Raw genomic sequence first — 26738 nt, 5'->3', positions numbered from 1 at the left:
GATGCGTTGAGCTAACCGATACTAATGAACCGTGAGGCTTAACCTTACAACGCCGAAGGTGTTTTGGCGAACGAGAGACAGACACGATTTTCAGCTTAGATTCAGAGTCCGAAGGATTTTGCGCTGAGACAAGGCGGCAAACGAAGGAAAGGAAGGAGCATACTGAGGTATGTGACTGACTTTACGAGAGCAGCCAACGCAGTATCAGTGCGAAAGACACAGGACAGAGCACAAGAATTTGCCTGGCGGCTGTAGCGCGGTGGTCCCACCTGACCCCATGCCGAACTCAGAAGTGAAACGCCGTAGCGCCGATGGTAGTGTGGGGTCTCCCCATGTGAGAGTAGGGAACTGCCAGGCATCAAATTTAGCGTGCTGATATGGCTCAGTTGGTAGAGCGCACCCTTGGTAAGGGTGAGGTCCCCAGTTCGACTCTGGGTATCAGCACCACTTTATACTTAGGTTAAAGTTCGGCAAGAAGTAAAAGAATTTGTCTGGCGGCTTTAGCGCGGTGGTCCCACCTGACCCCATGCCGAACTCAGAAGTGAAACGCCGTAGCGCCGATGGTAGTGTGGGGTCTCCCCATGTGAGAGTAGGGAACTGCCAGACATCAAACAAGTAGAAAGGCCATCCGAAAGGATGGCCTTTTTGCGTTATATCTTTAGCTAAACCAATTCCCTCATTCGATGTTCTCACTGGTGCCGTTAATACCCTACGGACGTAGCGCTTTACCGTACTGAAACTGTAGTTGTGAAATGCATTCTGCTGGCTCGCAGTAGTGTTAAATGAATTAAATGTTATGCCAAATGCTGTACAGGTAAGGGATATAGCGAGGAGTAAGGTAGCGTATTGAATTTAATTAATATCTGATGTTATTTGCGATGGGGAATATACGTTTCTTATATCAGGCAAAAATAAAAGCGCGGCCATCGCCGCGCTTTTAGAAGCCTTATTTAGTGAGGGCGACAATACCGAGTGTCAGGCCAGCGATTGCCGCGGCGCCACCAGCAATCGCACCTGCTGTTTCCCAGTTATCCTGGGTAGTGCCCTTCATACAGGTATTGGTGTGAACCAGTCGCCCCTGATCGTCGTATACCGGTACACATGGGGAATCGTGCGCGCAACCAGCAAGCAGCGCAGCGAGAAGTGCAACGGAAAGGAATCTTTTCATGATGTTACCTCAATATGATCGCCTATTCGCTAAAGAGCCGATGCGGCAATTAACGAATCGATGATTATTTTACCACCGCACTAATACCATGCAGCACGTGGAATAATCTCAATTTGTGTGGATTGTAAAAATTATGAAGAAAAAAGCGCGGGCAGTAATTATTAATGGAGGAAATGTGAAGAGGGGATGTGTTTTTACATTGTTTTCAGGAAATAAAAAAGGCACCAGAGGTGCCTTTATGATTTTCATTAATCCTTGTGCTTTGTAAATCGTCTCCGGACAACCACAAAGAAAACAGGAACAAAGAATATGGCCAACAGGGTGGCTGAGAGCATCCCGCCCATCACGCCCGTCCCGACCGCATTTTGTGCACCACTACCTGCACCGCTGCTGATGACCAGAGGCATAACACCAAGGATGAATGCCAGGGAAGTCATCAGGATAGGACGCAGACGCATACGCGAGGCTTCAAGCGTGGCTTCGATAATCCCTTTGCCTTCTTTATCCATGAGATCTTTGGCGAACTCAACGATCAGTATGGCGTTCTTGGCTGATAAACCAATTGTTGTAAGCAGACCAACCTGGAAGTAAACGTCATTGTTCAGCCCTCGCATTGATGCAGCCAGAAGCGCACCGATCACCCCCAGAGGCACAACCAGCATGACCGAGAATGGAATTGACCAGCTTTCATAGAGAGCCGCCAGACACAGGAACACCACAATAAGTGAAATGGCGTACAGCGCCGGAGCCTGATTCCCGGAAAGTCGTTCCTGATAAGACATCCCCGTCCAGTCGTAGCCGATGCCGGACGGCAGTTTTGACGCAAGGTTTTCCATCAGCGCCATTGCCTCACCGGTACTTTTGCCTGGTGCAGACTCACCGAGGATCTCCATTGATGGCATCCCATTGTAACGTTCCAGACGCGGTGAACCGTACACCCAGTGAGAGCTGCTAAAGGCAGAGAAAGGCACCATTTCGCCGTTAGCGCTACGCACATACAGGCCGTTAATGTCTCCGGGTAGCATACGGAAGCGAGCATCAGCCTGGACATAAACTTTTTTCACCCGTCCGTGATCGATAAAGTCGTTCACATAGGTGCCACCCAGGGCTGTTGAAATAGTCTGATTGACGTCAGACACGCTCACACCCAGCGCCTGTGCCTTCTCCTGATCGACGTCCAGCTTGAACTGTGGCGTATCTTCCAGTCCGTTAGGACGCACGCGGACCAGTAAGTCAGGATGTTCTCTCACCATGCCCAGCAGCTGGTTACGCGCCTGCGTTAACTGCGTATGTCCCAGGTTTGCCTGGTCTATCAGTTCAAAGTCAAAGCCTGTTGCGGTACCCAGTTCAATAATGGCAGGCAGGTTAAACGGAAATACAAGGCCGTCTTTGATCTGGCTGAACGCTTTCGTCGCGCGGCTGACAATCGCCTCAACGCCGTTTTCCTTGCCCGGACGCTCTTCCCATGGCTTCAGGCTGACGAAAGCGATACCGGAGTTCTGACCCTGTCCGCTAAAACTAAACCCGTTTACGGTAAAGACCGATTCAACGTTCGCTTTCTCTTTCGTCAGGTAATAATCCTGAACCTGATCGAGTACCTGCTGGGTACGCATCTGCGTCGCCCCTGCCGGCAACTGAACCATCGTCATAAACACCCCCTGATCCTCTTCCGGCAGGAAGGAGGAAGGCAGGCGCAGGAACAGAACTGCCATGCCGCCGACGATGATGACGTAAACCAGCAGATAGCGGCCGGTCTTACGTAAAATGCCGCTCACGCTGTTGCTGTAGTGCTCCACACTCTTATCAAAGAGCGCGTTAAACCAGCCGAAGAAACCGCCTTTCTTTTCATGATGTTCGCTGGAAACCGGTTTGAGCAGCGTTGCACAAAGAGCAGGCGTTAATATCAACGCCACCAGTACCGACAAGGCCATCGCGGAGACAATGGTCAGCGAGAACTGGCGATAGATAGCCCCGGTTGAACCACCAAAGAATGCCATCGGAATAAATACCGCCGAAAGCACCATGGCAATGCCCACCAGAGCGCCCTGGATTTGCTCCATTGACTTCTGCGTCGCCTCTTTTGGCGGCAGCTTGTCCTCAACCATGACGCGTTCTACGTTCTCGACTACCACGATGGCGTCATCGACGAGAAGACCTATCGCCAATACCATCCCGAACATCGTCAGGGTGTTAATGGAGAACCCGAACGCAGCCAGTACCGCAAAGGTGCCCAGTAACACCACGGGCACGGCGATAGTGGGAATAAGCGTTGCCCGCAGGTTTTGTAGGAACAGGTACATCACCAGGAACACGAGAACAATCGCTTCAAACAGCGTCTTCACCACTTCATGGATGGAGATCTTCACGAAAGGTGTGGTGTCGTACGGATACACGACTTTCAGACCCTGAGGGAAGAAGGGCTGCAACTGCGCCAGTTTACTCTTGATGGCGGCAGCGGTATCCAGCGCGTTTGCGCCAGTCGCCAGCTTGATCCCCAGCCCCGTTGCTGCCTGGCCATTGATTTTGGTGACCATGTTGTAGTTTTCGCCACCCAGCTCAATGCGTGCCACATCTTTCAGGTGGACCATTGAACCGTCCTGGTTCACCTTCAGCGTCACACGACCAAACTCCTCCGGCGATTTCAAGCGTGTTTGAGCAATAATTGAGGCGTTCAGTTGCTGCCCTGGTACGGACGGCGTTCCTCCCAACTGGCCCGCAGCAATCTGGTCGTTCTGTGTTTTCAGCTGGTTAATGATATCCAGCGGCGTGAGCTGATATTTGTTCATCGCGTTGCTGTCCAGCCAGATGCGCATTGCATACTGGGCACCGAACAGTTGCACGTCACCGACGCCGGAAGTACGGCTGATCGCATCTTTTACGTTAGAAGCGACATAGTCGGAGATATCATCCTGCGTGAGATTTTTATTGTCCGACACAAAGCCTGCAACCAGCAGGAAGCTGCTGCTGGATTTCTCCACGCCAATCCCCTGCTGCTGCACTTCTTGCGGCAGCAGCGGCATGGCGAGCTGGAGTTTGTTCTGAACCTGCACCTGCGCGATATCAGGATCCGTACCCGACTCGAACGTCAGCGTAATGGTGACGTTACCGGCGGAATCACTGGTGGACGACATGTACATCAAATTATCGATACCGTTCATGTTCTGTTCGATAACCTGAGTTACGGTGTCCTGTACCGTCTGGGCATCAGCGCCAGGGTAGGTTGCTGTCACCGCCACCGCTGGCGGCGCAATGGTCGGATATTGCGCCACCGGCAGTTTTAAAATGGCCAGCCCGCCCGCAATCATCAGAATGATGGCGAGCACCCAGGCGAAAACAGGCCGTTGAATAAAGAAATTAGCCATGTCGTTATTCCTTAACTGGCTGGAGTCGCGGCGGTATCAGGAATAGCCACGACGGTAACGCCAGGGCGAACTTTTTGCAGGCCGCTGATAATGACGCGGTCGCCGTTTTTCAGGCCTTCCGTGATCAGCCAGCGATCGCCAATCGCCTGCGGTGCAACGACAGTGCGCGATTCCACCTGGTTTTTATCGTTTACCACAAGCACAGTGGCATCCCCGCGCGGTGTACGGGTTACCCCCTGCTGGGGAACAAGAATGGCATCAGGCTGTGTACCTTCGTCAATGCGTGCACGGACAAACATACCCGGTAACAGCATATGCTGAGGGTTAGGGAAGAGGGCGCGAAGGGTGATTGAGCCGGTACTTTCATCTACCGTGACATCAGAGAACTGGAGCGTTCCTTTCAGTGGATAAGGCTGGCCATTTTCCATCAGCAACTCGACGCTGCTGGTGTCTCCCTTTTGCAGGCTCGTCTGCTGCTTCAGACGCATAAAATCGCTGCTGGATTGCGTCACATCGACATAAATGGGATCGAGCTGCTGAACCGTCGCCAGTGCAGTCGACTGACCATTAGTAACCAACGCCCCTTCGGTGACGCTGGATTTACCTATACGCCCGTTGATTGGGGATGTGACTTTGGTATAAGCCAGGTTGATCCGCGCGCTTTCAACGCCAGCCTTCGCGGCAACGACGCTCGCATCCGCCTGCTGGGCGGTTGCCACCGCCTGATCGTACTCCTGCTTGCTCACATATTGCGTACCGACCAGCGGAACGTAACGTTTCACCGTCAGATGAGCGATATTGGCCGCCGCCTGTGCTTTTACCAGTTCACCTTTCGCATTGTCGTAGGCTGCCTGATACGTGGCCGGATCGATCTGATAAAGGGATTCACCCGCTTTGACGTCGCTGCCTTCGGTAAAATTACGGTGCAGAATGATACCACTTACCTGGGGACGAACCTCCGCAACACGATACGCGTCAGTTCTGCCAGGCAATTCTGTCGTTACGGCCAGTGGCGCGCTTTTAACAATATGAACACTGACCTGAGGAGCTTGCGCATGCTGCTGTGGGTTTTCTTGCCCATCGCACCCGGTAAGCAGCGCGGCACAGACAATGAAACCGGATAAGGGTAAGCATCTGAAGTGATTCGTCATTACTGTTCCTTAAACTACCCCTGAACCGATATTTGTCATGAATCGGTGAAAGGGTGTGAGGCAAAAAAAGAAATGTAGCTGCGTATAATAATGAGGGTATTTAATGTTTTTTAATTTATAAGTGCTGATGGGGCTTTTAAAAAATAAAAATCGGAATCTGACCCAGTGCATTCGACACTCTATTTCTGTCAGGATAATCAACGAAATGCTTTTTGGTGAAAGCTATACATATGTTTTATGTATTTAATATATTCAATTTATTCACGAGGTTTATAAATTAAACGAATTGACTTTTTTTGTGCAAAACTAACACGGATTTTGGTTAATACTTTGTCTGACACGACCACGGCAATATCCTTTGATAACGTATCAATCTTGTAAGTAACGAGTAGCAGGTAATGGCGCGCAAAAAGAAAGAAGAGGCTCAAAAGACCCGCCAGCAGCTGATTGAAGCCGCTATCAGGCTATTCGCGACGCGTGGCGTGGCCAGCACCACGCTTACCGACATTGCCGATGCAGCTCAACTCACTCGCGGGGCGGTTTACTGGCATTTCTCGAGTAAAGCGGAAATATTTAACGCAATATGGGAACAGCAATTGCCGCTGCGTGAAATCATTCGTGACAGGCTAATGCTTTCCGAAAATGACGACCCTTTGTTAATGCTTCGTGAACAATTTATTGTTGCGCTGCAATATATTGCGAGCGAACCCCGACAGTATGCGCTTTTACAAATTCTGTATCATAAGTGTGAATTTCATGACGATGTGATTTCAGAATGTGAAATACGCAAGCGGATCGGTTTAAACGATGATTATCTTCGCAAGACGCTTAAGCGATGCATTGCTCATAACATTATCTCTTCGCAAACTAATATTGAACTGGCGCTGATTGTTTTCCATGCCTTTTTTAGCGGAGTCATTAAAAACTGGTTAATGGATAACACCAGTTTTAATCTGTACAAACAAGCGCCGGCGCTGGTGGATAATATTCTGGCGACACTAAATATCACCCGAGTGGCGCCAGTGGTTTACGATACAGCCTTATGACTGCGCCCGGGGTGGCGACATCTCCCCGTGCTGGCACTGTTCCATAATAGCTTGCGCGGTAATTGGTTTGCCCAGCAGATAACCCTGTAGCGTATTGCATCCCAGTTCTGTCAGGAAGGTCTGCTGCGCTGCGGTTTCGACCCCTTCCGCCACGACCTTCAGATTCAGCGTTTTTGCCAGGGCGACAATCGCCGAGACAATTGTCGCATCTTCGCTCTCTCCACTTAACTCTTTCACAAAAGCGCGATCGATTTTCAACTCGCAGGCGGGAAGCCGCTTAAGATAGAGAAGGCTTGAGTAACCTGTACCAAAATCGTCTATTGAGGCTTTTACTCCCGCATCCGTCAGCGCTGTCAGGACGCGTACGCTTTCGTCCGGATTGCTCATTGCCGTGGTTTCAGTCACCTCCAGAATCAACATGCCGGGCGGCACGCTATGGCGCGTCAGACAATCGAGAACCGTTTTAACCAGCGACGGCTGTTCGAACTGCAACGTAGAAAGATTCACCGCCATTGACCAGTCCGTGTGGCCCTGAAGATGCCATTCACGCAGCTGGCGGCAGGCCTCGTCGATTACCCAGTTTCCAATCGGAATAATCAGCCCTGTTTTCTCTGCCAGCGGTAGAAACAGGTCGGGGGAGAGTAATCCCTGTTTGGGATGCTGCCAGCGTAACAGCGCTTCGAACCCGATGGCCGGCCCGGCAGGGGCGTGGAATTTAGGTTGATAAAGCAGGCGTAACTCATCACGGTCGATGGCCTGCCACAGATCATTCATCAGCTGTAGATGCGTCTGCGCCAGCGTATTCATTGACGGCTGGAAGAAGTGATAGCCGTTGCGACCCATATGTTTCGTGTGGTACATCGCAGCATCAGCGTTAAACATTAGTTCACGATCGGTTTTGCCATCGTGTGGATAGAGCGCAATGCCAATGCTCAGGGTGACCATCAGTTCGTAAGGATCGAGATGGAACGGGCTATCAATGACGCGCACCAGTGAATTTGCCAGTGAGGCAGCATCATCCGGGGTGGCGGTTTCGGCCAGCAGCACGAATTCATCCCCACCGATACGCGCCAGCGTGTACTGACCTTTCAACTGCAACAGCAAACGCTGAGTCACCGCTACCAGAAGCTTGTCACCGACATCATGACCATAGGCATCGTTGACGGTTTTAAAGCCGTCGAGATCCATAAACATCAGCGCGAAAGGGCTTCCTTCGCGATCGGCCTTGCTAATGGCCTGATCGAGGCGATCCTCAAGCAGAATACGATTGGGTAATCGCGTCAGCGTATCATGCAACGCCAGCTGTGCGAGTTCACGATTAGCTTCTGCCAGTGATGAGGCCAGCAGCGAGGTACGAGCCTGAAGGCGGGCATCGAACATCGACACCAGCAGCGTAATCCCCAGAATAGCGAGCGCGACCACGCTAACCAATATCGCCAGCCAGCTCCCGTTAATGCCATGATGGTGGACCATCGTCGACATCGGAAATTGTGCTGCTTCCATGCCAGCGTAATGCATGCCAGCGATAGCGATGCCCATGGTGATCGCCGCCCCCAGCCGCATCAACGCCATTCGTGCGGCTTCCTGACGTAAACGGAACGTCAGCCAAAGAGCGGCCAGTGAAGCGGCAAGGGCTATGACCACAGAGATAGCCACCCACGTTTTATCCCAGACAATACCCGGTGTGACCTCCAGGGCAGCCATACCGGTGTAGTGCATGGCAACAATGCCCGTTCCCATCACGACGGCGCCAGGCAGCAGCCGGCGCAAACGTAGCTGCTCGCCGCTAACGAGCCACAGGGCAAACATTGACGAGCTAATGGCGATAACCATCGAAAGCACGGTCAGGGCCGCGTTGTAACTCATGCTCATGGAAAGATCCATCGCCAGCATACCGATGAAATGCATCGCCCACACGCCAATCCCCATCGAAACACCGCCACCTGCCAGCCAGACGCGTGCAGCGACGCCCTGGCTTCCGGCAACGCGCGCAGCCATATTCAGTGCGGTATAGGCGGCAAGAATGGCAACAACAAAGGAGATGACTACGAGGATTTGGTTGTATTGGCTAACCAGCATGGTCTGTTCACTCGTGTGAGACGTTAAGCAAGAGCGGTTGGAAAGGGGACAGACATTATCATCGTCAGGAAATGACGAAAAGTGATTTAAGCCCCTGTTTTTATTGGGTGTTAACAGGGTTTTATACAGGATGGAAGCGGTTAGTCCAGCTCTGAGCAGTTGACCAGTTTAAGCGGGTTCACGGAATTCATATTGCGACATTTATCGGTTTCAGTGCTCATCAGTTCAATCCACTGCATCAGCAGCGCATCGAAAATGAAAACAGAGACAGCAAAAACGACCAGCCACCAGTATTTACGAATCATGTGTCATTCCGCGAAAAGAGAGCCTGTAAGTTGGTGGAAATATACACGAAAAGCGGGCGTTGAAAAGTGGGGAAAGGGAAGGTTTACAAAGCGTTGACGGTTGCTCGCCCGAACGATAAAAAAGGCGCTTCCCCATGCCGAAGAGCGCCTTTTTAAACAAGCAGTTAGCTAATCGAAATTAGTTCATGCCGTATTTTTTCAGTTTCTTACGCAGGGTACCACGGTTGATGCCCATCATCAGGGCAGCGCGGGTTTGATTACCACGGGTGTATTGCATCACCATGTCCAACAGTGGCTGTTCAACTTCAGCCAGTACCAGCTCATACAGGTCATTAACATCCTGACCGTTCAGTTGAGCAAAATAGTTCTTCAGTGCCTGTTTAACCGAGTCACGCAGGGGCTTTTGAGTCACCTGATCCTGAGAGTTAACGGTAGAAACGGTCAGTACGTCAGAATTTACGCGTTGTTCGAACATAGTTCTGTCAGCTCTTTATTTCATTACGCAAGATTTTCGAAGTATGCCTCCAACGCCTCCAGCTGTTCGCTGGCATCCTCAATGGCGTTGAATGTGCGCCGAAACTGGTCATTTGGAGCGTGCTCCTGGAGATACCAGGAGACGTGTTTACGCGCAATTCGGTACCCTTTTGCCTGGCCGTAGTGGTCATGCAATTCCCGAACATGCGAACAAAGCAAGCGCTTGACCTCTGCCAGAGGCAGCGGGGCAAGCAGCTCCCCAGTGTCCAGATAATGCTGGATTTCCCGAAAGATCCAGGGTCTTCCCTGAGCGGCACGTCCTATCATCAGAGCATCAGCTCCCGTATAGTCGAGCACAGCTCTGGCTTTAAGCGGGTCAGTAATGTCGCCATTCGCGATAACCGGAATGGAAACTTTCTGCTTAACTGCCCGAATGCTGTCGTATTCAGCTTCACCGTTGAACAAACAGGCGCGAGTGCGTCCATGAATGGTCAGGGCCTGAATGCCACAGTCTTCGGCCAGTTGGGCAATCTCTACGCAGTTACGGTGTTCCGGCGACCAACCCGTGCGAATCTTCAACGTAACAGGAACGTCCACTGCGCTGACAACCGCCGTCAGGATTGACTTCACCTGGTCGGGGTATTGCAGAAGGGCTGAACCTGCAAGCTTGCGATTCACCTTTTTGGCCGGGCAACCCATATTGATATCAATAATCTGGGCGCCACTTTCCACGTTAATACGCGCGGCATCTGCCATTTCTTCAGGCACGCTTCCGGCAATTTGCACGGTGCGGATACCTGGTTCATCCACGTGCACCATCCGAAGGCGGGACTTGTCGCTTTCCCAAACCTGCGGGTTAGACGACATCATCTCGGAAACGGTTAATCCTGCTCCCATCTCGTAGCACAGCGTCCTGAACGGCCGGTCGGTAATACCTGCCATTGGGGCTGCGATCAGGCGATTTCTGAGCTGGTGGTGTCCGATGCGCATGAGTTAAGAAATGACCATACTGTGACTGCAAGGCGGCGTATATTACGCATTTTTTGCACGAGATGAAAGGCCAAACTTTGAACAATCCTCTGTTGTAGATCAAGGAATCGCCAGTCATTCTTTTGGGATAAGATTATTCGCTATTTAAATCATTGTGTTATGAATAAATGAACATTTTGTAGGCGCTTACAATTTCCCGTAACTTCTCATCATTTCTGAATAAATGGATCAATTGTCCGGGATAATCTGCTGCTATAAGCAGCAGATTATGGCGCTTCTTTGCGATCTGCGTCGCATTTCAGCACAGGATATCAACGTAAAAAATCGACTTATTCAACAACCAGACGGCCATGAAGCGGCTGAACCGGGCGGCTGTTTTCGTGGTGCAGGGTGTGAGTGAATTTTTGCAGCTGTTCAGCAGAGACGGTCAGCGGATGCTTGAGGACCAGCCACGTTACCCCTTCTGAACACGGTGGGGTGGTCAGAGAGCCGCTAAAACGCCAGTAAGTTTTATCCGCGGGCAGTAATTTATTCATATCGAGGGTTGGCTTAATCGTGACGTTCTGGTCAACCTGTCCCGGCATCACGCCCCAGAGTTTATCCAGTTCAGTGTTTGCAGCGCCCTGATCGAACATAACGGCAACGACCGTCAGTTCGCCGTCAGCGTTTTTATGGACCAGATGCATTTCCATTGCGTATTTTTTACCGTGCACCGTGTTTTCGGATGGTGCATGGAAATGGAACTGCTGTAACGTCCAGCGCTGTTTATCAAGCGTGATGCTGTCGCGTGTATCGGCATTTTCACTCGCCTGGATAGTATGGCCGTTATTTGTCAGAATGACCGGGCCGTCGATATAGTGCGTTTCCAGCGGAGAGATGTGGGCTTTGACCGTGTTATCTATGTTGACCGGCGACTGATACATTCCGCTTTTACACGTCTTGTACGCCTCGTCCAGTTCGCCCCAGTGTTCCGGTGCGCCTTCTCCTTGATAGCTCCAGTGTGATGCGTAAGCCGTAGCCGAAATCATGCTCAGCGCCAGCAGCGCTGCCTTGCCTGAAATGTGTTTCATCATATTCTTCCTGTGAATTTTATTATCCAAATCAATAATTAACATTGTGATTTGTGGGGTTATTTTATCGAAGAAAGGAAGAAGGCGGGAGAAAAAACCGAAGGAAAAAGGCGTGGTCAGACGACCACGCCAAACGCTTATTTTTTATGACCGGTGATGCGACACCACTCTTCTTTCTCGACCACCGGGTCGAGCGCAAAGAGATCGGCGTAGGCTTCACAGACGCTGTCTGCCTGGCTGGCAAGGATACCGGACAGGCCCAGCAGACCGCCTTCAACCGGCAGCACGCTGATTAACGGCGCCAGCTCGCGTAATGGGCCAGCCAGGATATTCGCGACCACCACATCGGCTTTCATCGCCTCTGGCTGTGCATCGGGCAGATACAGTTCAAGGCGATCGGAAACGCCATTACGCTCGGCGTTATCACGGCTGGCCTGAATCGCCTGCGGATCGATGTCGATCCCGATGGCTTTTGCCGCGCCCAGTTTCAGTGCTGCGATAGCAAGGATCCCGGATCCGCAACCGAAGTCGATCACGGTTTTGCCTTCCAGATCCAGGCCATCCAGCCATTGCAGGCACAGGGAGGTTGTCGGGTGGGTACCGGTGCCGAACGCCAGACCCGGATCCAGCATCACGTTGACGGCGTTTTCATCGGGCACTTCACGCCAGCTTGGGCAGATCCACAGACGCTGACCAAACTGCATCGGATGGAAGTTGTCCATCCACTCGCGTTCCCAGTCTTTGTCTTCCAGCTGTTCAATTTTATGCGCGAAACCCGCGCCCAGCAGCGGATGGTTTTCCAGAATCGCCACGACCTCATTCATATCGGTTTCTGCATCGAACAGGCCGATAACGTCCGTATCACCCCACAGGCGCGTTTCGCCTGGCAGCGGCTCAAAGACCGGCGTGTCATGCGTATCCTGGAAGGTGATAGAGACCGAACCGGCCTCCATCAGCGCATCACTCAGTTCTTCGGCGTTCGCGCCGGTTGTGTTCAGTTTTAATTGGATCCACGGCATGGCAAAACTCTTTATTTGTCAGTAGAAATCAGGGCAGTTTGTGGCACCGGTCGACCAAAACGGTTTCCCACCACAAACGCCAGTAAACTTAACAGTAACGAAGGCACGATCGGATGGAAGCCCAGATACTGAATTTTAAACGTAGCGAGAACGGCATACAGGACGCCCCCGACAATCATGCCGCTTAATGCACCCGCGGCATTCGCGCGTTCCCAGTACAGCCCCAGCACCAGCGGCCACAGGAAAACGGCCTCCAGCCCGCCAAAGGCGAGCAGGTTTAGCCAGATGATCATCTCCGGTGGACGCCACGCGGCCAGCAGCAGTAACGCCCCCAGCACCAGGGTAATCACCGCCGACATACGCTTGAGGCGTCGCTCATTTTCGACCTGTTCAGGGCGCAAATTCAGATAGAGATCTTTAATGATCGTAGCGGAACTTTGCAGCAACTGAGCGTTGATGGTCGACATAATGGCCGCCATGGGTGCGGCGAGGAAAATCCCGGCGGCAAACGGCGGAAGCACTTTCACCATCAGGGTCGGAATGACCAGATCCGGTACGGTAAGGTCAGGGATCACCGCGCGGCCCAGCGCGCCCGCCAGGTGCATACCAAACATCAGGATCGCCACCACAATTGTCCCGATAATGATCCCGCGGTGCACCGCTTTGCTGTCTTTATATGAGATGCAGCGCACGGCAGTATGCGGCAGGCCAATCACGCCAAAGCACACCAGCACCCAGAACGAGGTCATAAAGGTTGGAGAGAGGATATCATCCGCCCCCTGCGGCGAGACCAGTTTCGGATCGATCGCTTCCAGGGTTTCAACCGCATGGCTCAGGCCCCCTGCGGCATGCACGATACCCACCAGCAGAACGAGAGTGCCAATGAGCATCACCATCCCCTGCATCGTGTCGTTGAGTACGCTGGCGCGGAACCCGCCAAACGCGGTATACAGCGCGATACTCACACCGAAAATGACCAGGCCCGTCTCATAGGGGATACCGGCTGCCGTCTCCAGCAGACGTGCGCCGCCGATAAACTGCACCGTCATTGCGCCAATAAACGCCACCAGCAGACTCAGGCTTGCCAGCCATACCAGCAAGCGACTCTGATAGCGAGCAAACAGCATATCGTTCAGCGTTACGGCATTGTAGCAACGGGCCAGAATGGCAAACTTTTTACCCAATATGCCCAGAGAGAGCCAAATGGCAGGCAGCTGGATCATGGCCAGCAGTACCCAGCCCAGCCCGTACTTATAAGCGGCGCCCGGGCCACCGATAAACGAGCTGGCGCTGATGTAAGTAGCGGTCAGCGTCATGGCCAGCACGACGCCACCCATTGAGCGGCTCCCGAGGAAATACTCGTTCAGAAAGGTGCCGGTCGAACGTTTACGCATCGCATAAACCGACAGGCCAAACACCAGGAACAGGTAAGCGATAAGGGGCAGAATGACTTCAAGCTGCATCATCGTCCTCCAGTGAAATATCGCGATAGATGAATTTCACCATCGCCCAGCACAGCAGGATAAACATCAGCGGCAGCAGCAGGCAGGCCATTTCAAACCAGTGCGGGAGGCCGGTAATGCCAATCGCCGAATCAGGTAAGTAAGCAGTTACTAACCATGCGGCGAGATAGAGAAGGGTCAGCCACAGCGCCCAGCGCGCTTCTTTATGGGCCTGAACAAAACGTTTGTCCATTTTTTGTCCCTTGTGGATGAAGAAAGCGGGGATTGTACATGATGGGGCTTAGCGATCCCCAGAAATAAAAAAGGCCGGATAATCCGGCCTTTTAGCAACACTGATCTCTTACTTCTCGTTCAGACCGAGTTTTTTCTCCAGATAGTGGATGTTGGTTCCACCATTCTGGAAGTGCTCGTCGCTCATGATGCGCATCTGCAGATCAACGTTGGTTTTGATTCCGTCGATGATCAGCTCCTGAAGGGCGTTCTTCATGCGGGCAATGGCCACGTCACGGTTTTCGCCGTAGCAGATCAGCTTACCGATCATTGAGTCATAGTACGGCGGTACGGTGTAACCGGCGTAGATATGGGACTCCCAGCGCACACCAAAGCCACCCGGCGCGTGGAAACGCGTGATTTTACCCGGGCTTGGCAGGAAGGTGTTCGGGTCTTCGGCGTTGATACGGCACTCTACCGCATGGCCTTTAACCACAACTTCTTCCTGTTTGATGGACAGCGGCTGACCGGCTGCGATACGCAGCTGTTCTTTAATCAGGTCAACGCCGGTGATCATTTCGGTAACCGGGTGTTCAACCTGAATACGGGTGTTCATCTCAATGAAGTAGAACTCGCCGTTTTCGAACAGGAACTCAAAGGTACCCGCCCCGCGATAGCCGATATCGACACACGCTTTGGCGCAACGCTCACCGATGTAGCGACGCAGTTCCGGCGTAATGCCCGGCGCTGGCGCTTCTTCGACGACTTTCTGGTGACGACGCTGCATGGAGCAGTCACGTTCTGCCAGATAGATCGCGTTACCCTGACCGTCAGCCAGCACCTGAATTTCGATGTGGCGTGGGTTTTCCAGGTATTTTTCCATGTACACCATGTCATTGCTGAAAGCCGCTTTCGCTTCCGCTTTGGTCATGGAGATGGACTGCGCCAGTTCAGCATCGCTGCGTACAACGCGCATACCGCGACCGCCGCCGCCGCCGGACGCTTTGATGATCACCGGATAGCCAATGCGTTTAGCATGGGCGCGGTTAGCATCCATATCGTCGGTCAGCGGGCCGTCAGAGCCCGGTACGGTTGGCACGCCAGCTTTTTTCATCGCGGTGATGGCAGACACTTTGTCACCCATCAGGCGAATGGTGTCAGCTTTCGGGCCAATGAAGATAAAGCCAGAGCGTTCAACCTGCTCAGCAAAGTTGGCGTTCTCAGAGAGGAAACCATAACCCGGGTGAATCGCGACCGCGCCAGTGATTTCGGCGGCGCTGATGATAGCCGGGATGTTCAGATAGCTTTTTACGGACGGAGCCGGGCCAATACAGACCGTCTCATCCGCCAGCAATACGTGTTTTAAATCGCGATCCGCGCTTGAGTGCACAGCGACAGTCTTGATGCCCAGTTCTTTACAGGCACGAAGAATACGCAGTGCGATCTCGCCGCGGTTGGCGATAACAATTTTATCCAGCATGTACGCCTCGTTACTCGATGACGACCAGCGGCTCGTCAAATTCTACCGGCTGACCACTTTCGACCAGAATCGCTTTCACAGTACCTGATTTGTCTGCTTCTATCTGGTTCATCATTTTCATCGCTTCAACGATGCACAGGGTATCGCCTACGTTGACTTTCTGACCCACTTCGATGAACGCCTTCGCGTCCGGGCTCGGGGTGCGGTAGAAAGTACCAACCATTGGGGAACGTACGATGTGACCACTGATTTCTGCTGCAGCGGCAGGTGCGGCTTCAGCTGCTGCTGGCGCAACGGCTGCGGAGAGCGCAGGCTGCTGCACTGGCGCAGCGTAAGCTTGCTGCATTACCGGGAAGCTAGCGGCTGGGGCTGCACGGCTGATGCGTACAGACTCTTCGCCTTCAGAAATTTCCAGTTCGGAGATGCCTGATTCTTCAACCAGCTCGATCAGTTTTTTAATCTTACGAATATCCATGAGTGGGTTCCGTACTCTTGTTTAGTGTGATTGTGACAAGCGTTTTACCGCTGTCTGTAAAGCGTATGAATAGCCGTCTGCGCCCAGCCCACAGATAACGCCAGCAGCGATATCCGACAGATACGAGTGGTGACGGAACGGCTCTCGGGCGTGCACGTTACTCAGGTGGATCTCGATAAACGGGATACTCACCGCAAGCAGTGCGTCGCGGATAGCAACACTGGTGTGCGTAAACGCGGCCGGATTGATCAGGATATAGTCCACATTGTCTTTAGCCTGATGAATACGGTCGATGATTGCGTACTCCGCGTTTGACTGAAAATGATCCAAATCCACATTCAGCGACGCTGCTTCCGTGCTCAGACGGTTAACAATTTCGCTTAATGTCAGCGTGCCGTACTTCTCCGGCTCACGGGTGCCGAGCATGTTCAGGTTCGGTCCGTTTAAAACTAAAATTTGGAATTTATCAGCCATTATGCCGCTATCTCCTGCGATTTTCGGGTAAAAAACAACATATACCCTCAAAGCGCAATTGTCACCCTTTCAGAGGCCTAAAACCCCTGTCCGGAAAACCGAAGTCGCACATTATAACGATTTCGTAGCATTTGGCAGCTAAATACTGGTCTTATCAGGGAAGATTATCAACCGCTATCCGAAAAAGATTCGCGGTTGATAAATAATCTGCGGGAAAACGCACAGTTTCGTGAACTATCGCAACCACTGGCGGAACTTCTTGTAACGCCACGCTAAAAGGGCCAGGGCCAGCAGGGCGTAGATGACCGGCTGAGGGGATAAAATCTTCACCGACCACAGGTAATGAATAGGGGCGAGGATCGCGACAAGATAGACGAAGTTATGCAGTAGTTGCCAGCGTCGACCCAGTTTTCGCTGCGCATACTGCGTGGATGTCAGCGTCAGCGCCAGTAAAACCAGCCAGCTTACGATACCCAGCGTCAGATAGGGACGCGTCACCAGTTCGCTGCCAAGGAGTGCCAGGTTGTTAATGCCCAGTTCCAGCAGGGCGTAGCTGGTGAGATGCAGCGTTGCCCAGGCGAAACACCATAGCCCTAAAAGCCGACGGGTGCGTATCAATAATGGCTGTTTAGCGTAGCGCGCCAGCGGTGAGACGAGCAAGGTCGCCAGCAAAAATTTCAGAGCCATCCGACCCGTAAAATGCTGAATATCTTTCGCCGGATCGGCACTGAACTGTCCCTGGCTGGCTGCCCAGAAGAGCCAGATAAAGGGGAGCAATCCGGCTAAATGCAGGAGTACCTTCAGCCAGGTTATCTGCTTTGCCGTTAAACGCACTTAGAAGTTCTCCCGTAAGTTCAGACCACGGTAGAGGGATGCCACCTCGTCCGCATAGCCGTTAAACAGCAGCGTTGGCTGGCGTTTAACATCCAGCGCGCCGCCGGAACCGATAAAACGTTCTGTTGCCTGCGACCAGCGCGGATGGTCAACGTGCGGGTTAACGTTGGCAAAAAAACCATACTCGTCAGGCGCTGCCAGGTTCCAGGTGGTGGGGGGGCGTTCACGGGTGAGCTTAATGCTGACGATCGATTTGATGCCCTTGAAACCATATTTCCACGGTACGGTCAGGCGAATGGGCGCCCCGTTTTGCGGCGGCAGCGCTTTGCCATAAACCCCGACGGTGAGCAGCGTAAGCGGATGCATGGCTTCGTCGAGACGTAAACCTTCAACGTAGGGATACTCCAGCCCGCCGCCGATAAACCGATCCTTCTGGCCTGGCATCTCGTCCGGGGCATAGCGCGTCTGAAAAGAAACATACTTCGCGTTGCTGGTGGGCTCAACCAGCGCCAGCAGTTTATGCAAAGGGAAACCTACCCACGGCACCACCATCGACCAGGCTTCCACACAGCGCATACGGTAAATGCGTTCTTCAAGGGGGAAGCGGGTGGTGAGGTCATGATGATCCAGCGTCAGCGGTTTTGCCACCTCGCCATCTATCTTCAGCGTCCAGGGATCGGTTTTCATGCTCCCGGCGTTGGCGGCAGGATCGGCCTTATCAAGACCAAACTCATAGAAGTTGTTATAGCCGGTGACTTTATCTTCCGGCGTCAGCGTCAGTTTATTCTGCCACTGTGCCGGTTTGGTGAAGTCAAGCGGTGCGCCGGAGGGGGCTTTCGGGCGATCGTTGCCCTTAAACCAGTCGAGCAGATCGGCATGGGCCGCAGGGGTGAGCGTCAGGGCAGTGGCGCTGATGCCAAGCATTTTCAGGATCTGGCGGCGCTGTAGCATAAAGACAGATTCAGACGTTACGTCGGCTTCCGTCAGTTTTCGGGTTTTCATGGCATCCTCCGTCAGGCGTTTTTCTAAGCATGACGGAGGAGGAGGGTTAGCGCGAATATGTCACGAAAATTTGAAGATTAGGCGATTTTAACCAGCGCACGACCGTGGAACTGGTTATCCATGATTTTACTGGCGAACTCTGGCGCCTGGCTCAGGGTAATCTCAGTTGCGCTCTGCTCATAGAATGAGGCTGGCAGATCCTGCACCAGACGTTCCCAGGCCTCAACCCGCCGCTCGGCTGGGGTCATGACCGAATCGACACCCTGAAGACGCACGTTACGCAGAATAAATGGCATCACCGTCGTCGGCAGGGCAAATCCACCCGCCAGACCACAGGCCGCCACGCAGCCGCCGTAATTCATTTGCGCCAGCACCTTCGCCAGCACTTTGTCGCCGACGGTATCTACTGCGCCAGCCCAGACCTGTTTTTCCAGCGGGCGGGTCTCGGCAAATTCGTCGCGGCTCAGAATGCGGCTTGCGCCCAGCTGACGTAGATAATCATGCGTACTTTCGCGGCCAGAGACGGCGGCGACCTGATACCCCAGCTTGTGCAGCAGCGTGACGGCCGTGCTGCCCACGCCGCCGCTGGCGCCAGTGACGACAATTTCGCCCGACTCAGGACGGATCCCGGCCTCTTCCAGCGCCATCACGCACAGCATGGCGGTGAAGCCTGCCGTGCCGATGATCATCGCCTTACGACCGTCCAGGCCTTTGGGCATCGGGACCAGCCAGTCACCTTTGACGCGCGCCTGTGCTGCCAGTCCGCCCCAGTGGTTTTCACCTACGCCCCAGCCGGTGAGCAGCACCTGCTGTCCGGCGTGAAAACGCGGATCTTCACTGGTATGCACGCGGCCTGCAAAGTCGATTCCTGGCACCATCGGGAAATTTCGGATGATTTTACCTTTTCCCGTAATCGCCAGTGCATCCTTATAGTTCAGGCTGGACCAGTCGATATCTACGGTCACGTCGCCCTCCGGCAGGCGGTTCTCCTCAATGGCTTGCACCGAGGCAACGGTTTTGCCGTCCTGCTGTTCTAAGATCAAAGCCTGCATACAGGGTCCTCACTAGGTTTGATGATGGGAAAATATGTCCTGATGACTATACTCGCTCAATGAAACGCAGTGCCGATTTAACGCAATAAATTGCCAGATACACCAGGTTTGGTAGTATGTCGCATTTAAAATGCAAGTTAGTGCTCACTTGCCCCCCTTCAACCCACGGAGTAATCTCAAGGATGCGATTAACGACGAAGTTCTCAGCTTTTATTACCTTGCTGACGGGGCTGACCATATTTGTCACGCTAATCGGCTGCTCGCTGAGCTTTTACAATGCCATCCAGGATAAGCTGGTTAACCGGGTTGAATCGGTTGCATCGGTTATCGACACTCGCCTGATAACGTCCTCCTTCCCGGCGCTTTCGCGTGAGCTGGATGAGTTAATGGTGCCTGTGGATATAGTGCAGATCGACATTAAACAGGGGAAGCAGACCGTTTTCAGCCATACCCGCCAGGGCAGCTATCGTCCTGCCGGCACGGTAGATCAGTATCGGGACGTCACGGTTAATTCACTTAAACATCCGGGTATGACAATTCATCTGATGTACCAGGATCCGATGAGCAACTATTTACGCTCGCTTATGACCACCGCGCCCTTAACCATCGCAGTTGCCTTTATCGTACTGCTGATTTTCCTCGCCGTTCGCTGGCAGCGTCGTCAACTTTCCGGTCAGGAACTGCTGGAAACACGCTCCGTGCGGATACTGAATGGCGAGCGGGGTCCGCAGGTGCGGGGATCGGTTTATGAATGGCCATCACGCACCAGTAGCGCCCTGGACGTGCTGCTCTCCGAAATCCAGTTTGCCAGCGATCAGCGTAGCCGTATGGACACGTTGATTCGCTCTTATGCCGCGCAGGATAACAAAACGGGCCTCAACAACCGTCTCTTCTTTGATAATCAGCTGGCTACCCTTCTTGATGACCCCGAAAAGGTGGGTACGCATGGCGTGGTAATGATGATTCGCCTGCCCGACTTCGATCTGCTCCGTGATACCTGGGGTCAGCGCGTGGCGGAAGAGAACCTCTTTACGCTGATTAACCTGCTGTCCACCTTTATTATGCGCTACCCCGGCGCGTTACTGGCACGCTACCACCGCAGCGATTTTGCCGTCTTGCTGCCGCATCGCACCTTAAAGGAATCCGAGAGTATCGCCAGTCAGCTGCTGAAAGCCGTCGATGCGCTGCCCCAGAGCAAAATGCTCGACAGAGACGACATGGTGCATATAGGCATCTGTGCCTGGCGCGGCGGTCAGTCGACGGAGCAGGTGATGGAACATGCGGAAGCGGCAACGCGTAACGCCGTATTGCAGGGGGCGAACGGCTGGGCGGTCTATGATGATACGCTGCCGGAGAAAGGGCGCGGCAACGTGCGCTGGCGAACCCTGATTGAACAGATGCTGAGCCGGGGCGGACCGCGCATCTATCAAAAACCGGCGGTCATGAAGAGTGGTCATGTCCATCATCGTGAGCTGATGTGCCGTATTTTTGATGGCACCGAAGAGGTTATCTCCGCAGAATATCTGCCCATGGTGTTGCAATTCGGATTGTCCGAAGAGTATGACCGTCAGCAAATCACCCGCCTCATTCCGTTTTTATCGTACTGGCCTGAAGAAAATCTGGCTTTACAGGTGACCGTCGAATCGCTGATCCGTCCGCGCTTCCAGCGCTGGTTACGTGACACGTTAATGCAATGCGAAAAATCGCAACGCAAACGCATTATTTTTGAACTTGCAGAGGCAGATGTAGGTCAACACATCAGCCGGTTGCGCCCGGTGGTGCGTTTAATCAATGCGCTTGGAGCTCGCGTGGCGGTAACCCAGGCGGGTCTGACGCTGGTGAGCACCAGCTGGATCAAAGAGCTGGATGTTGAATTATTGAAGCTGCATCCGGGTCTGGTAAGGAATATTGAAAAACGCACGGAAAACCAGCTGCTGGTACAAAGCCTGGTGGAAGCGTGCAAAGGAACGCAAACGCAAGTATTTGCCACAGGCGTACGTTCACGAAGTGAATGGCAGATGTTGACAGAGCGCGGCGTGACGGGCGGTCAGGGGGATTTTTTTGCCGCCTCTCAGCCGCTTGACACCAATGTGAAAAAATATTTGCAAAGATACTCTGTTTGACCTGCCGTTTACTTTGTTTTCACGTAGAATATCGCGCCTGTAGCTTTGAGTAAGACGAGCATAAAAGCCAGTGAACGACCTTTAATGGGTTACAAGTGAAAGTGAGGGACGCTGCTGTTTACTCAGCCCTGAGGGATTCAGGGGATGAATTTGTAACAAAGGAAACGTGCTGCACTAATTTTCACCGTAGCAGACGATTTTTGCGCCTTGTCGCTGCTGCGTGTGGTTGGTAAAGTAAGCGGATTTTGTTTTCCGCCCCAGCTTTCAGGATTATCCCTTAGTATGTTGAAAAAATTTCGTGGCATGTTTTCCAATGACCTGTCCATTGACCTGGGTACCGCGAATACCCTTATTTATGTAAAAGGACAAGGCATCGTATTGAATGAGCCTTCCGTTGTGGCCATTCGTCAGGATCGTGCCGGCTCGCCAAAAAGCGTGGCCGCAGTAGGTCATGATGCGAAGCAGATGCTGGGCCGTACGCCGGGCAACATCGCCGCGATCCGCCCAATGAAAGACGGCGTTATTGCTGACTTCTTCGTGACCGAAAAAATGCTTCAGCACTTCATCAAGCAGGTTCACAGCAACAGCTTCATGCGCCCAAGCCCGCGCGTGCTGGTGTGTGTGCCGGTTGGCGCGACCCAGGTTGAACGCCGTGCAATCCGTGAATCTGCTCAGGGTGCCGGTGCGCGTGAAGTCTTCCTGATTGAAGAACCGATGGCTGCGGCAATTGGTGCGGGTCTGCCGGTTTCTGAAGCAACCGGTTCTATGGTGGTGGATATCGGTGGCGGTACCACTGAAGTGGCCGTTATCTCCCTGAACGGCGTGGTGTACTCCTCTTCCGTGCGTATCGGCGGCGACCGTTTCGACGAAGCTATCATCAATTACGTTCGCCGTAACTACGGCTCTCTGATCGGTGAAGCGACCGCAGAGCGTATCAAGCACGAAATCGGTTCTGCCTACCCGGGTGATGAAGTGCGCGAGATCGAAGTTCGCGGTCGTAACCTGGCGGAAGGCGTGCCACGCGGATTCACCCTGAACTCCAACGAAATCCTGGAAGCGTTGCAGGAGCCACTGACCGGTATCGTGAGCGCGGTGATGGTTGCGCTGGAACAGTGCCCGCCAGAGCTAGCCTCCGATATTTCCGAGCGCGGTATGGTTCTGACCGGTGGTGGTGCGCTGCTGCGTAACCTCGACCGCCTGTTAATGGAAGAGACAGGTATTCCTGTCGTAGTTGCAGAAGATCCACTGACTTGCGTCGCCCGTGGTGGTGGCAAGGCGTTGGAAATGATCGACATGCACGGCGGCGACTTGTTTAGCGAAGAGTAGTCGGGTGTGAGAGGGTAGCAATTTGCTACCCTTTCTCTCTGACGCGAGAATACGCATAGCCTATGAAGCCAATTTTTAGCCGTGGCCCGTCGCTACAGTTTCGCCTGATCCTGGCGGTTCTGGTTGCGCTCGGGGTCATTATTGCCGATAGCCGCCTCGGTACGTTCAGCCAGATCCGAACGTACATGGATACCGCCGTCAGTCCTTTCTACTTTATTTCAAATGGTCCCCGTGAACTGCTCGACTCCGTGTCGCAAACGCTCTCATCGCGTGACCAGCTCGAACTCGAAAACCGTGCGTTACGCCAGGAACTGCTGCTGAAAAACAGCGAGCTGCTGATGCTGGGGCAATATAAGCAGGAAAACGCACGCCTGCGTGAACTGCTTGGCTCGCCGCTGCGCCAGGATGAACAGAAAATGGTCACCCAGGTGATCTCCACCGTAAACGATCCGTACAGCGATCAGGTGGTGATTGATAAAGGCAGCGTGAACGGCGTATACGAAGGTCAGCCTGTCATCAGCGATAAAGGCGTCGTGGGCCAGGTTGTGGCGGTTGCCAAACTGACCAGCCGCGTGCTGCTGATTTGCGATGCCACCCATGCACTGCCGATTCAGGTGCTGCGTAACGATATTCGCGTGATTGCCGCCGGTAACGGCTGCACGGACGATCTGCAACTGGAACATCTGCCCGCCAACACGGATATCCGCGTGGGCGACGTGCTAGTGACGTCCGGTCTGGGCGGTCGTTTCCCTGAGGGCTACCCGGTTGCGGTTGTCTCTTCCGTGAAGCTCGACACTCAGCGTGCCTACACCGTGATTCAGGCGCGTCCAACGGCCGGCTTGCAGCGTTTGCGCTACCTGCTGCTGCTGTGGGGCGCCGATCGTAACGGAGCTAACCCGATGACCCCGGAAGATGTGCATCGCGTGGCGAATGAACGCCTGATGCAGATGATGCCGCAGGTACTGCCTGCGCCGGATGCGATGGGACCACCTGCACCCGTACCGGCTCCGGCGACGGGGTTAACGCAGCCGCTGCCGGATGCGCCGCCACCGCCGCAAGTCTCGGGTGGAGGGCAGTAGTGGCCAGTTATCGTAGCCAGGGGCGCTGGGTAATCTGGCTCTCATTCCTCGTTGCACTGTTGCTGCAAATTATGCCCTGGCCGGACGACATTCTTGTTTTCCGGCCAAACTGGGTATTGCTCATTTTGCTCTACTGGATCCTTGCCCTGCCGCACCGCGTAAATGTCGGCACAGGTTTTGTGATGGGTGCCATACTGGATCTTATCAGTGGCTCTACGCTTGGCGTCCGCGCCTTATCCATGAGCATTATTGCGTATCTCGTCGCACTCAAATTCCAGCTCTTTCGTAACCTTGCGCTCTGGCAACAGGCGCTGGTGGTGATGTTGTTGTCGCTCGCTGCGGATATCGTTGTTTTCTGGGCAGAGTTTTTAGTGATCAACGTCTCTTTCCGACCGGAAGTGTTCTGGAGTAGTGTAGTAAACGGTGTGCTCTGGCCGTGGCTTTTCCTGCTGATGCGTAAAATTCGCCAGCAGTTTGCTGTGCAATAAAAGGTTTCTATGACGTCTTTGTATCTTGCCTCCGGTTCTCCGCGTCGCCAGGAACTGCTCGCGCAGTTGGGTGTCTCCTTCGAACGCATCGTTACCGGTATTGAAGAAAAACGTGCTGAGGGTGAAAGCGCTCAGCAGTATGTCTCTCGTCTGGCGCGTGAAAAAGCGCAGGCGGGCGTGGCATGCGTGCCGCGTGACTTACCGGTGCTGGGTGCGGATACCATTGTCATTCTCAATGGTGAGGTGCTTGAGAAACCCCGCGACGCAGACCATGCGGCGCGGATGCTGCGTAACATGTCCGGACAAACCCATCAGGTGATGACGGCGGTAGCGCTGGCAGACAGCCAGTACGTTCTGGATTGCCTTGTGGTAACGGAAGTGACGTTCAGAGTCCTCACCGACGAGGAGATCGCCGGCTATATCGCCAGCGGTGAACCTATGGATAAAGCAGGTGCATACGGTATTCAAGGGTTGGGTGGCTGTTTTGTCAGGAAGATAAATGGCAGCTATCACGCCGTAGTCGGCTTACCGCTGGTGGAAACGTATGAGTTGCTGAGCAATTTTAACTCACTGCGTGAGGGAAGGGATAATTATGACGGCTGAATTGTTGGTAAACGTAACGCCATCGGAAACCCGTGTGGCCTACATTGATGGTGGCATTCTTCAGGAAATTCATATTGAGCGTGAAGCGCGACGCGGAATCGTAGGCAATATCTACAAAGGTCGTGTCAGTCGTGTCCTGCCGGGTATGCAGGCGGCTTTTGTAGATATTGGGCTCGATAAGGCGGCGTTTTTACATGCCTCCGATATCATGCCGCACACCGAATGTGTGGCAGGCGAAGAGCAAAAGCAGTTTGCCGTGCGCGACATCTCTGAGCTGGTGCGTCAGGGCCAGGATCTGATGGTGCAGGTGGTAAAAGATCCGCTGGGCACTAAAGGCGCGCGTCTGACCACCGACATCACCCTGCCTTCACGCTACCTGGTGTTTATGCCGGGGGCGTCGCACGTCGGCGTGTCACAGCGTATTGAGAGCGAAAGCGAGCGTGAGCGCCTGAAGAAGGTGGTCAGCGCCTACTGCGACGAGCAGGGCGGGTTTATTATCCGTACCGCGGCGGAAGGGATCAGCGAAGAAGATCTCGCCTCGGATGCGGCCTACCTGAAGCGCGTCTGGACCAAAGTGATGGAGCGTAAAAAACGCAACCAGACCCGCTACCGGCTGTACGGTGAGCTGGCGCTCGCTCAGCGCGTATTACGTGATTTCGCCGACGCCCAGCTTGACCGCATCCGCGTGGACTCCCGTCTGACGTACGAAGCCTTACTGGAGTTCACCGCCGAGTACATCCCGGAAATGCCGGGTCTGCTGGAGCATTACACCGGACGCCAGCCGATATTTGACCTCTATGACGTTGAAAACGAAATCCAGCGTGCGCTGGAGCGTAAGGTTGAGCTGAAATCGGGTGGCTATCTGATCATCGATCAAACCGAAGCGATGACCACCGTCGATATCAACACCGGCGCGTTTGTCGGCCATCGCAACCTCGATGACACCATCTTCAACACCAACATCGAAGCGACGCAGGCCATCGCGCGTCAGCTTCGCCTGCGTAATCTGGGCGGCATTATCATCATCGACTTTATCGATATGAACAATGAAGATCACCGCCGTCGCGTGCTGCACTCTCTGGAGCAGGCGCTGAGTAAGGACCGCGTGAAAACCAGCATCAATGGCTTCTCGCAGCTCGGTCTTGTGGAAATGACCCGGAAACGGACCCGCGAAAGCGTGGAACATGTCCTGTGTAATGAGTGTCCAACCTGCCATGGACGCGGAACGGTAAAGACGGTCGAGACGGTCTGCTACGAGATCATGCGTGAAATTGTCCGTGTCCATCATGCCTACGACTCAGACCGTTTTCTGGTCTATGCTTCCCCTGCGGTGGCGGAGGCCCTGAAAGGGGAAGAGTCGCACGCGCTGGCGGAAGTGGAAATCTTTGTCGGCAAACAGGTAAAAGTGCAAATTGAGCCGCTCTATAACCAGGAGCAGTTTGACGTCGTCATGATGTAAACGCAG

General features: G+C 53.5%; 24 protein-coding genes, 1 tRNA gene and 2 rRNA genes. 10 read left to right on the top strand and 17 right to left on the bottom strand.

Translation table 11 applies throughout. The annotated features are described in order from the left end of the window. Positions 1 to 241: 241 nt before the first annotated feature. From rrf (ACOTZD_RS19580) to rrf (ACOTZD_RS19570), 3 genes are all read left to right on the top strand, one after another. Positions 242 to 357 (top strand): 5S ribosomal RNA (gene rrf, locus ACOTZD_RS19580). 14 nt (positions 358 to 371) lie between these two features. After that, a tRNA-Thr gene (locus ACOTZD_RS19575) sits at positions 372 to 447 on the top strand. 43 nt (positions 448 to 490) lie between these two features. Then, positions 491 to 606: ribosomal RNA gene (gene rrf, locus ACOTZD_RS19570) — 5S ribosomal RNA — on the top strand. A gap of 340 nt (positions 607 to 946) precedes the next feature. Here rrf (ACOTZD_RS19570) and ACOTZD_RS19565 read toward each other — a convergent pair. From ACOTZD_RS19565 to ACOTZD_RS19555, 3 genes are all read right to left on the bottom strand, one after another. Then, the gene (locus ACOTZD_RS19565; protein ID WP_003860364.1) at positions 947 to 1168 is read right to left on the bottom strand and encodes a lipoprotein; all 222 of its coding nucleotides are present in this window, start codon (positions 1166 to 1168) and stop codon (positions 947 to 949) included. Between the two features lie 248 nt (positions 1169 to 1416). Then, a complete protein-coding gene (locus ACOTZD_RS19560; protein WP_023314926.1) occupies positions 1417 to 4530 on the bottom strand; it encodes an efflux RND transporter permease subunit in 3114 nt (1037 codons plus the stop codon). An 11-nt stretch (positions 4531 to 4541) separates the two neighbouring features. Further along, entirely contained in the window at positions 4542 to 5681 is a 1140-nt protein-coding gene (locus tag ACOTZD_RS19555; protein ID WP_023323808.1) for an efflux RND transporter periplasmic adaptor subunit, read from the bottom strand. A gap of 398 nt (positions 5682 to 6079) precedes the next feature. Here ACOTZD_RS19555 and envR point away from each other — a divergent pair, with 398 nt between their 5' ends. Next, positions 6080 to 6727 carry an acrEF/envCD operon transcriptional regulator gene (gene envR / locus ACOTZD_RS19550; RefSeq protein WP_023314924.1) on the top strand — a complete coding sequence of 216 codons (648 nt, stop codon included), beginning with the start codon at positions 6080 to 6082 and terminating at the stop codon, positions 6725 to 6727. Here the strand turns inward: envR and ACOTZD_RS19545 are convergent. The 14 genes from ACOTZD_RS19545 to ACOTZD_RS19480 form a co-directional block, all read right to left on the bottom strand. Further along, entirely contained in the window at positions 6722 to 8806 is a 2085-nt protein-coding gene (locus ACOTZD_RS19545; protein ID WP_032660581.1) for a putative bifunctional diguanylate cyclase/phosphodiesterase, read from the bottom strand. The genes envR and ACOTZD_RS19545 overlap by 6 nt on opposite strands. A gap of 140 nt (positions 8807 to 8946) precedes the next feature. Further along, a complete protein-coding gene (locus tag ACOTZD_RS19540; protein WP_003860373.1) occupies positions 8947 to 9111 on the bottom strand; it encodes a DUF2556 family protein in 165 nt (54 codons plus the stop codon). A gap of 178 nt (positions 9112 to 9289) precedes the next feature. Further along, entirely contained in the window at positions 9290 to 9586 is a 297-nt protein-coding gene (fis, locus tag ACOTZD_RS19535) for a DNA-binding transcriptional regulator Fis (protein ID WP_000462905.1), read from the bottom strand. 23 nt (positions 9587 to 9609) lie between these two features. Next, positions 9610 to 10575: a tRNA dihydrouridine synthase DusB gene (gene dusB / locus ACOTZD_RS19530; protein WP_022651936.1), complete on the bottom strand. Its 966-nt coding sequence runs from the start codon at positions 10573 to 10575 to the stop codon at positions 9610 to 9612. A 329-nt stretch (positions 10576 to 10904) separates the two neighbouring features. After that, positions 10905 to 11645 carry a carbonic anhydrase gene (locus tag ACOTZD_RS19525; RefSeq protein WP_003860379.1) on the bottom strand — a complete coding sequence of 247 codons (741 nt, stop codon included), beginning with the start codon at positions 11643 to 11645 and terminating at the stop codon, positions 10905 to 10907. 137 nt (positions 11646 to 11782) lie between these two features. Beyond that, positions 11783 to 12664, bottom strand: coding sequence for a 50S ribosomal protein L11 methyltransferase (gene prmA / locus ACOTZD_RS19520; RefSeq protein ID WP_058663173.1), 882 nt, complete (start codon positions 12662 to 12664; stop codon positions 11783 to 11785). 11 nt (positions 12665 to 12675) lie between these two features. Continuing rightward, a complete protein-coding gene (gene panF / locus ACOTZD_RS19515) occupies positions 12676 to 14127 on the bottom strand; it encodes a sodium/pantothenate symporter (protein ID WP_174402453.1) in 1452 nt (483 codons plus the stop codon). Beyond that, positions 14117 to 14359 carry a YhdT family protein gene (locus ACOTZD_RS19510; protein ID WP_022651933.1) on the bottom strand — a complete coding sequence of 81 codons (243 nt, stop codon included), beginning with the start codon at positions 14357 to 14359 and terminating at the stop codon, positions 14117 to 14119. Before ACOTZD_RS19510 ends, panF begins: the two co-directional genes overlap by 11 nt. A gap of 108 nt (positions 14360 to 14467) precedes the next feature. Beyond that, positions 14468 to 15817: an acetyl-CoA carboxylase biotin carboxylase subunit gene (gene accC / locus ACOTZD_RS19505; protein ID WP_003860388.1), complete on the bottom strand. Its 1350-nt coding sequence runs from the start codon at positions 15815 to 15817 to the stop codon at positions 14468 to 14470. A 10-nt stretch (positions 15818 to 15827) separates the two neighbouring features. Continuing rightward, complete coding sequence (gene accB / locus ACOTZD_RS19500) at positions 15828 to 16292, bottom strand: acetyl-CoA carboxylase biotin carboxyl carrier protein (RefSeq protein WP_008502856.1); 465 nt, start codon at positions 16290 to 16292, stop codon at positions 15828 to 15830. 21 nt (positions 16293 to 16313) lie between these two features. Next, a complete protein-coding gene (aroQ, locus tag ACOTZD_RS19495; RefSeq protein WP_023294686.1) occupies positions 16314 to 16766 on the bottom strand; it encodes a type II 3-dehydroquinate dehydratase in 453 nt (150 codons plus the stop codon). 234 nt (positions 16767 to 17000) lie between these two features. Then, positions 17001 to 17600, bottom strand: a complete 600-nt coding sequence (gene msrQ / locus ACOTZD_RS19490) for a protein-methionine-sulfoxide reductase heme-binding subunit MsrQ (RefSeq protein WP_003860393.1) — start codon at positions 17598 to 17600, stop codon at positions 17001 to 17003. Further along, positions 17601 to 18602 carry a protein-methionine-sulfoxide reductase catalytic subunit MsrP gene (msrP, locus tag ACOTZD_RS19485; protein WP_003860395.1) on the bottom strand — a complete coding sequence of 334 codons (1002 nt, stop codon included), beginning with the start codon at positions 18600 to 18602 and terminating at the stop codon, positions 17601 to 17603. A gap of 77 nt (positions 18603 to 18679) precedes the next feature. Next, on the bottom strand, positions 18680 to 19654 hold the full coding sequence (locus tag ACOTZD_RS19480; RefSeq protein WP_058663172.1) for an MDR family oxidoreductase: 975 nt from the start codon (positions 19652 to 19654) through the stop codon (positions 18680 to 18682). A gap of 182 nt (positions 19655 to 19836) precedes the next feature. Here ACOTZD_RS19480 and csrD point away from each other — a divergent pair, with 182 nt between their 5' ends. The 6 genes from csrD to rng all read left to right on the top strand — a co-directional run bounded on the left by csrD (position 19837) and on the right by rng (position 26732). Beyond that, entirely contained in the window at positions 19837 to 21777 is a 1941-nt protein-coding gene (gene csrD, locus ACOTZD_RS19475) for an RNase E specificity factor CsrD (protein ID WP_003860399.1), read from the top strand. A gap of 282 nt (positions 21778 to 22059) precedes the next feature. Further along, entirely contained in the window at positions 22060 to 23103 is a 1044-nt protein-coding gene (gene mreB / locus ACOTZD_RS19470; RefSeq protein ID WP_000913396.1) for a rod shape-determining protein MreB, read from the top strand. Positions 23104 to 23165: 62 nt separating this feature from the next. After that, positions 23166 to 24182, top strand: a complete 1017-nt coding sequence (gene mreC / locus ACOTZD_RS19465; RefSeq protein ID WP_003860400.1) for a rod shape-determining protein MreC — start codon at positions 23166 to 23168, stop codon at positions 24180 to 24182. Then, positions 24182 to 24670, top strand: a complete 489-nt coding sequence (mreD, locus tag ACOTZD_RS19460) for a rod shape-determining protein MreD (RefSeq protein ID WP_003860402.1) — start codon at positions 24182 to 24184, stop codon at positions 24668 to 24670. Before mreC ends, mreD begins: the two co-directional genes overlap by 1 nt. Positions 24671 to 24679: 9 nt before the next feature. After that, entirely contained in the window at positions 24680 to 25273 is a 594-nt protein-coding gene (locus ACOTZD_RS19455; protein ID WP_003860403.1) for a Maf family protein, read from the top strand. Then, complete coding sequence (gene rng / locus ACOTZD_RS19450; RefSeq protein ID WP_003860405.1) at positions 25263 to 26732, top strand: ribonuclease G; 1470 nt, start codon at positions 25263 to 25265, stop codon at positions 26730 to 26732. Before ACOTZD_RS19455 ends, rng begins: the two co-directional genes overlap by 11 nt. Positions 26733 to 26738 lie beyond the last annotated feature (6 nt).

This window comes from Enterobacter cloacae complex sp. SHL022, from assembly GCF_049237785.1.
Taxonomy (GTDB): domain Bacteria; phylum Pseudomonadota; class Gammaproteobacteria; order Enterobacterales; family Enterobacteriaceae; genus Enterobacter; species Enterobacter hormaechei_C.
This window is presented reverse-complemented; position numbering and strand designations above follow the sequence as displayed.

Excerpts from the sequence above, each read along its gene's own strand:
- ACOTZD_RS19565 (WP_003860364.1), bottom strand. The coding sequence starts at position 1,168 with ATGAAAAGATTCCTTTCCGTTGCACTTCTCGCTGCGCTGCTTGCTGGT.
- ACOTZD_RS19560 (WP_023314926.1), bottom strand. The coding sequence starts at position 4,530 with ATGGCTAATTTCTTTATTCAACGGCCTGTTTTCGCCTGGGTGCTCGCC.
- ACOTZD_RS19555 (WP_023323808.1), bottom strand. The coding sequence starts at position 5,681 with ATGACGAATCACTTCAGATGCTTACCCTTATCCGGTTTCATTGTCTGT.
- envR (WP_023314924.1), top strand. The coding sequence starts at position 6,080 with ATGGCGCGCAAAAAGAAAGAAGAGGCTCAAAAGACCCGCCAGCAGCTG.
- ACOTZD_RS19545 (WP_032660581.1), bottom strand. The coding sequence starts at position 8,806 with ATGCTGGTTAGCCAATACAACCAAATCCTCGTAGTCATCTCCTTTGTT.
- ACOTZD_RS19540 (WP_003860373.1), bottom strand. The coding sequence starts at position 9,111 with ATGATTCGTAAATACTGGTGGCTGGTCGTTTTTGCTGTCTCTGTTTTC.
- fis (WP_000462905.1), bottom strand. The coding sequence starts at position 9,586 with ATGTTCGAACAACGCGTAAATTCTGACGTACTGACCGTTTCTACCGTT.
- dusB (WP_022651936.1), bottom strand. The coding sequence starts at position 10,575 with ATGCGCATCGGACACCACCAGCTCAGAAATCGCCTGATCGCAGCCCCA.
- ACOTZD_RS19525 (WP_003860379.1), bottom strand. The coding sequence starts at position 11,645 with ATGAAACACATTTCAGGCAAGGCAGCGCTGCTGGCGCTGAGCATGATT.
- prmA (WP_058663173.1), bottom strand. The coding sequence starts at position 12,664 with ATGCCGTGGATCCAATTAAAACTGAACACAACCGGCGCGAACGCCGAA.
- panF (WP_174402453.1), bottom strand. The coding sequence starts at position 14,127 with ATGCAGCTTGAAGTCATTCTGCCCCTTATCGCTTACCTGTTCCTGGTG.
- ACOTZD_RS19510 (WP_022651933.1), bottom strand. The coding sequence starts at position 14,359 with ATGGACAAACGTTTTGTTCAGGCCCATAAAGAAGCGCGCTGGGCGCTG.
- accC (WP_003860388.1), bottom strand. The coding sequence starts at position 15,817 with ATGCTGGATAAAATTGTTATCGCCAACCGCGGCGAGATCGCACTGCGT.
- accB (WP_008502856.1), bottom strand. The coding sequence starts at position 16,292 with ATGGATATTCGTAAGATTAAAAAACTGATCGAGCTGGTTGAAGAATCA.
- aroQ (WP_023294686.1), bottom strand. The coding sequence starts at position 16,766 with ATGGCTGATAAATTCCAAATTTTAGTTTTAAACGGACCGAACCTGAAC.
- msrP (WP_003860395.1), bottom strand. The coding sequence starts at position 18,602 with ATGAAAACCCGAAAACTGACGGAAGCCGACGTAACGTCTGAATCTGTC.
- ACOTZD_RS19480 (WP_058663172.1), bottom strand. The coding sequence starts at position 19,654 with ATGCAGGCTTTGATCTTAGAACAGCAGGACGGCAAAACCGTTGCCTCG.
- csrD (WP_003860399.1), top strand. The coding sequence starts at position 19,837 with ATGCGATTAACGACGAAGTTCTCAGCTTTTATTACCTTGCTGACGGGG.
- mreB (WP_000913396.1), top strand. The coding sequence starts at position 22,060 with ATGTTGAAAAAATTTCGTGGCATGTTTTCCAATGACCTGTCCATTGAC.
- mreC (WP_003860400.1), top strand. The coding sequence starts at position 23,166 with ATGAAGCCAATTTTTAGCCGTGGCCCGTCGCTACAGTTTCGCCTGATC.
- ACOTZD_RS19455 (WP_003860403.1), top strand. The coding sequence starts at position 24,680 with ATGACGTCTTTGTATCTTGCCTCCGGTTCTCCGCGTCGCCAGGAACTG.
- rng (WP_003860405.1), top strand. The coding sequence starts at position 25,263 with ATGACGGCTGAATTGTTGGTAAACGTAACGCCATCGGAAACCCGTGTG.